The 5410-nt window shown below is 40.3% G+C and carries 5 protein-coding genes; 3 read left to right on the forward strand and 2 right to left on the reverse strand.

Annotated features, from left to right (window positions below; translation table 11 throughout):
- Positions 1–283: 283 nt before the first annotated feature.
- On the reverse strand, positions 284–1729 hold the full coding sequence (locus tag V7K42_RS17345; protein WP_334918156.1) for a deoxyribodipyrimidine photo-lyase, 8-HDF type: 1446 nt from the start codon (positions 1727–1729) through the stop codon (positions 284–286).
- A gap of 181 nt (positions 1730–1910) precedes the next feature.
- On the opposite strand from V7K42_RS17345, the gene V7K42_RS17350 reads away from it, so the two are divergent.
- Entirely contained in the window at positions 1911–2465 is a 555-nt protein-coding gene (locus V7K42_RS17350) for an acireductone dioxygenase (protein WP_334918157.1), read from the forward strand.
- Positions 2466–2806: 341 nt separating this feature from the next.
- Positions 2807–3049 carry a DUF4351 domain-containing protein gene (locus V7K42_RS17355; RefSeq protein ID WP_334918159.1) on the forward strand — a complete coding sequence of 81 codons (243 nt, stop codon included), beginning with the start codon at positions 2807–2809 and terminating at the stop codon, positions 3047–3049.
- 5 nt (positions 3050–3054) lie between these two features.
- On the opposite strand, the gene V7K42_RS17360 is transcribed toward V7K42_RS17355, so the two are convergent.
- Positions 3055–3852 (reverse strand): hypothetical protein, encoded by a 798-nt coding sequence (locus V7K42_RS17360; protein WP_334918161.1) that lies wholly within the window; start codon positions 3850–3852, stop codon positions 3055–3057.
- A gap of 577 nt (positions 3853–4429) precedes the next feature.
- Between V7K42_RS17360 and V7K42_RS17365 the strand changes: the two genes are divergently transcribed.
- Positions 4430–4876 (forward strand): TOBE domain-containing protein, encoded by a 447-nt coding sequence (locus tag V7K42_RS17365; protein ID WP_334918163.1) that lies wholly within the window; start codon positions 4430–4432, stop codon positions 4874–4876.
- Positions 4877–5410: the final 534 nt, after the last annotated feature.

Raw genomic sequence — 5410 nt, forward strand, 5'->3', positions numbered from 1 at the left:
GGAAACTACAGTACAAAACGTGTCAAATTTGACTTTAATCGTTCTAATTAACTTTTCGTTACATAGTTATAAATTTTCCCGCCCAGCTACTTAATATCTTTATATGAATTTCAGATGAGACTGGATCAAACTCTAGAATAGAGGGCAGGAAAGATTAAAGACCAAAGGTAAACGATGGAATGCTCTTCAATCTAATAATAAATCAGAGGATTGAGTCTTTTTTTACAGTCTCATACCAATTCTCTATGAAGCTGTTCAAAAAAATATTAAAAAACTCATATTTTTACTCACCATTACTAATGCTTTTTTGCTGTTGATAACGCTGTTTAAACTGCTGTTGCTGTACTTTATGATCTACGATTGGGTCAGGATAACCAACAGCATGACGTTCTAAAGGTGGAATTTTACCAGTAACTAAATATTCTGTATCTACAGAGCGTAATTCTGATACCCATTGCCGAATATATTCCCCATCTGGATCGAATTTTTGTGTTTGACTAGCTGGGTTGAAAATTCGCACAGGTTTGGGGTCCATGCCGCTAGAAGCACTCCATTGCCAACCGCCATTATTAGCAGATAAATCCCCGTCAATCAAGTGCTGCATAAAATATTTTTCTCCCAATTGGGGATTAATTAGTAAGTCTTTGGTGAGAAAACTAGCAACAATCATTCGACAACGGTTGTGCATCCAGCCGCTTTCGTTTAACTGGCGCATTGCTGCATCTACAATGGGGTAGCCAGTTCTTCCTTCACACCAAGCTTGGAAATGTTCTTCATTAGTTTCCCAAGGAAAGTTCTTAAAGGTGTCGCGGAAAGCACCATCAGCTAATTCGGGAAAGTTATACATTGCGTGTTGATAAAATTCCCGCCAAGCTAATTCTTGTTGCCATGTGCGAATATTAACTGCTGTTTCTTCACTGCGGCTGTTTTCTAGTGCTTCTATAGTGACTTGCCAAACGGTGCGAATGCCAATTACGCCAAATTTTAAAGCTGCACTCAGTTGCGATGTGCCGTCAACTGCGGGGAAATTTCGTTGTTCTTGGTATTCAGTAATAGCTTTATAAGTAAATTCTTCTAATCGTTCTTGCGCCGCCGCTTCTCCCGGTGCAATAATCAATTGTTCATCCCAAATAAACCCTAAATCTTTTGCTGAAGGTAATGCGATCGCTCCTGCAAGTTTTGCAGTTTTCTCTTCAGCTTCCGTTAAGCCTTCAACATTTTGTAGTGTTTCTACTGGCTTCGCTTTCGGTTTGGTAATCCAATTTTTCCAGAAGGGTGTGTAAACTGTGTAAGGACTATTACCACCCGTGCGGATCTCATCTGGGGAGTTGAGGATTTGATCCCAGTTTTGATTAAGAAACTCAATGCCTTTTTCTTTGAGTGCGTCTATAACAGTGCGATCGCGTTCTTGCGAATAAGGTTCTACATCCCAATTCCAAAAAACAGCTTTGGCATTTATTGCCTCTGCCAAAGCTGGTATTGCTTGTACAGGATTAGCCTGGAGTATTAATAACTGGCTACCAGCTTCAGCATATCGCTCTTGGAGTTTCTGCAAACAGCCAATCATATAAGTTACTCTCACCGGAGCAACATCATCCCGTTCCAGAATATGCGGATCGAGGCAAAACACGCCCACCACCTTCGGACTCTGCTGTTTTGCCGCAGCCAGTCCCGTATTGTCAGAAATGCGTAAATCGCGCCGATGCCAAAACAGAATTAAGTCAGACATTCTATGCTGCATATAGTTCACCCGTACTAGCTTAGATGCTAGTGGTACCAATGAACATTATTCTGGCAATAAATTTCTTTTATTAATGGCGAAATCAAACTCCGGTTTATCAGTCGGAAATAGTGGCTTTTTGTTTCAAAGAAGAGTATACTTTTCTTAACAGTTAATTAGTCTTTTTGTCATGGCTAACCTACTACTTGACGATGGTACGATTGAGAGTGATTTAGGCGAAATAGCTCGTGAACTTGCGCCTCTTGGCATTCAACTCAGACACTACGACCCAGGAACATCGCTACTCTTCCCCAATCTGTTAGACCAGGACGTTTTAATTGAGGCTGAGAAACGTTATTGTGTAGAACTCCATAACAGCGTTTTTGAGTTTCTTCAGCAAGAAAATGGCGCTATCTGGTGTGACTTGCTAAATATACATCCAGGTTCCTTCAATCTTCACCATTTGATCGCAACCTACGGCCGTTACCACACTCATCCTGCGGCTGAACCCTTTTACGTGTTGGTAGGAGAAATGATTTATGGCTTCGTGCGACCCGATGGCAGCCAAGTACAGCTTTTAGTTCAGGCACAAAACTATCTCTACATCCCTGCTGACGTTGAGCATTGGTGCAGCCCGACTGCATCGTTAAATTGCAAAGCAATACGCTATTTTGCGATCGCTGAAGGTTGGGTTCCAAATTATACAGGTACTCAAGTTAGTGATTCGCTCAATAACCCCCGTTAAAGCTTAATTTTATAGCACCAGCCTTGGTGGTTAGGACATCAACAGATGATGAAACTTAGACACAAGAAGACTTTTCACCCAGTCCCCAGTCCCTTGCTATATATTGGTGTAGCCCACCGTAGGTATTGAATATGATATTTCTTAGTTAATGCTTTAACTCTAAACTCAATGTCCATCGATAATGTTTGCCGCTATCTTTCAGAAGAGTATCCTGAAAGCTTTGCCACCTGGTTGTTAAACAAAACTCCAGCAGACGTTAAAAACCTTAAAACCGAGTTGAGTGTTGAGCCAGTTAGAGCAGTGACAACAATCTCATTACAAGCCTTTTGCGAGAGGAGCTTATGCAGGAATCTGTGGTCTATCAAAGAATTATTAGACAAGGAATTGAGCAAGGGAGACGAGAAGAAGCGTTGTCAGTAGTCATGCGACAACTTTATCGACGAATTGGTATAGTTACTCCAGAATTGCGATCGCAAATTGAAGCATTATCGCTAACTCAATTAGAGGATTTAAGCGAGGCGTTATTAGATTTCTCGACAGCAGCCGACTTGACAAACTGGTTAAATAATGTTGTTGCAAACTGACAACTTCACTCAACTTCTTCACAGAGAATTAACAGCGTTTCCATCTCTTTTGCTAGAGAAATCAACTCTGTCCAAGAGGAGCCACTAACTAAATTTTGGGCGTGAGCTAATCGGTTTCGCAACTGTTCAGCAGACTTGAGGAAGCGTTCGCCAAACCGTTTGGATTTTAATCCTAGTTGCTGGAGAAGTTCTGGCTGATTTAAAATCAACTCGCGTTTATCACAGAATTGCAGATAATCTAACAAATCGGTAGCTTCATTTCTTTCTTGGCTTTCTCGCCATAGCCGTTGAGCAACTTCTAAACGCTCAGGTTTGAGGACTTTTTGCCAAGAATCTTGGGGATAGTAAATTCGCACCAGTCGCAGTAAATTCATTTCTAGCAGCGTTACCAAGCCAAACAGTAGCATTCGCGCGGGTGCTTTCTGCAAGTCGCCACAGGTAACAATCCCACTTACCTGATTGCAGTCTAAAACAAACAATCGCGGAGTTTGTTGTAGGATAGGTAGTAACTTTATAAGTGGGGTAGAAATGGCTATTAGTTCTTTGGGATGGAAGACTCGTTGATAGTCGCTGCATTTGCCTTCTTTGCCTTGCATCAAACTAGAGCGTTCTACATAACCGCTGATAATATCTCCCGTCTCAACGCCGATAACATCAAAATTTTGTGCTTGCATCCAATGTAGAACTTCTGTCACCTCTGCATCAGCTGGCATTGCTTTGAGGGGTTCTGCCACATATTCAATAGTGATATTGTTCTCAAATAAACTCCGCAGGTCTTGAAAACGCGATTTTAGGTGTTTCATCCCCCGATTGTGAACTCTCGTTAGATCGTTCTATGGCACTCATGCGATGTCTGCGACGGGCTACGCCTACGCCAGTCAAATTTTCTGCCAGATTCACTCTGCGATCGCTATTTCCACAAATACCATAGACTACTATCATACTATCCTAGTTGGTATAAAGATAATGACGGTTATAGGATGTTTGAAAAGTCCTCTTGTTGCCATCAAAAATTTTAGATCCCCCTAAATCCACGCCACTTGCTTCACTTGGGGAGACCCCAAGACCGCAGTGGCTCCCCTTCAAAAGGGAGACTTTGATTTTGGTTCCCCCCTTTTGAAGGGGAGTTAGAGGGGATCTCAAAGTGCCTAAAGTCACAGCAAAACACTTGTTCATTCAACCTATTAGACATTTTCAAGTAACAAAATATTTGGCAACTAGAAAAAAATAAATATTTATGTAGTTATTTGTATCAAATTAGTTGATTAATTTTACTAAAAATGCCGAAAATTATCGCAAAAACATGTTATTACTAAAACGTCATATCGAATTAATACTTGGTAGAATTTTACCAAAATAACCAAAATTGATAATAATATTATGCCAAGAAAAGAACAAGGATGGGTTACATTTCAAACCTCAGAGGATGAGCGGAAAATTCTAGAGGAGTTCTGCGAACAGTCTCAACGCACCAAGACTGAGATTTTGCGAGAACTCGTGCGTAGTCTCAATCAGCACTCACCAGCAGCAGTAGCACCACCAACTCAGCAGGAAAAACAGGAAGATATCTACTACACTCAAAAGCCTGATATAGAAAGTACTATTCCAAAGAAATCACTAAAAGTTAGCTCTCGTAATATTCTTAAAGGTGTTGTTAAACGAGTTATTTACGGAGCAGTTAATAGTGAGGTAACTTTAGAAATTATTCATAAAGTAGAATTAACCTCGATTATCACCAGAGCTTCCGCAGAAGAATTAGAACTATCTGAAGGAAAAGAAGCTTATGCAGTCATTAAGTCTAACGATATTGTCATTGCTAGAGAATAGAAATACTTAATTTTAGCTATCTTCCATCAATTTCTCCAGAAAACGATAATAATCTTTGCTGAAAAAGACTTTCAAGCAAATACGGTTTCTTAGGAGAGGGATAACTAAAGATGTCAAACATCATTTATAACTTGAGAATGTTTTAGGTGGAGACTATACAACTTATACGTAATTCAAACGTTTATTCAAATATTTGATATCGCAATTCTAAATCATTGGTGAAAAATTAAATCCCCAACTTATCAAAGAAGTTGGGGATTTGGACACCGCACATTTCTACTTCTTCATAATTAAAATTAGTTGCTCTGTACCTCACTGACCAATACTACTCGGTTAAGAGTCGATCCCCACAACCCTCCCTTAAAAAGCTATCCATTAGAAACACGTTTAAAAAGTAATTAAGCGGACACGATCGCAAACCTTTAATTATTCACGCACACTTAGGGACTTCCAGAAATTAAATTATTCAATTTTGGAGCGAAGATGATCAATTAGATTCTTCCTCCCCTGCTTCCCCTGCGCCCCCTGCCTCCC

Origin of the sequence: Nostoc sp. (assembly GCF_036917455.1) — a bacterium.
In the GTDB taxonomy this organism is placed as follows: Bacteria; Cyanobacteriota; Cyanobacteriia; order Cyanobacteriales; family Nostocaceae; genus Nostoc.

Bases quoted from the DNA above. Each gene is read 5' to 3' on its own strand.
- V7K42_RS17355 (WP_334918159.1), top strand. From the start codon at position 2,807: ATGCAGGAATCTGTGGTCTATCAAAGAATTATTAGACAAGGAATTGAG.
- V7K42_RS17360 (WP_334918161.1), bottom strand. From the start codon at position 3,852: ATGAAACACCTAAAATCGCGTTTTCAAGACCTGCGGAGTTTATTTGAG.
- V7K42_RS17350 (WP_334918157.1), top strand. From the start codon at position 1,911: ATGGCTAACCTACTACTTGACGATGGTACGATTGAGAGTGATTTAGGC.
- V7K42_RS17345 (WP_334918156.1), bottom strand. From the start codon at position 1,729: ATGTCTGACTTAATTCTGTTTTGGCATCGGCGCGATTTACGCATTTCT.
- V7K42_RS17365 (WP_334918163.1), top strand. From the start codon at position 4,430: ATGCCAAGAAAAGAACAAGGATGGGTTACATTTCAAACCTCAGAGGAT.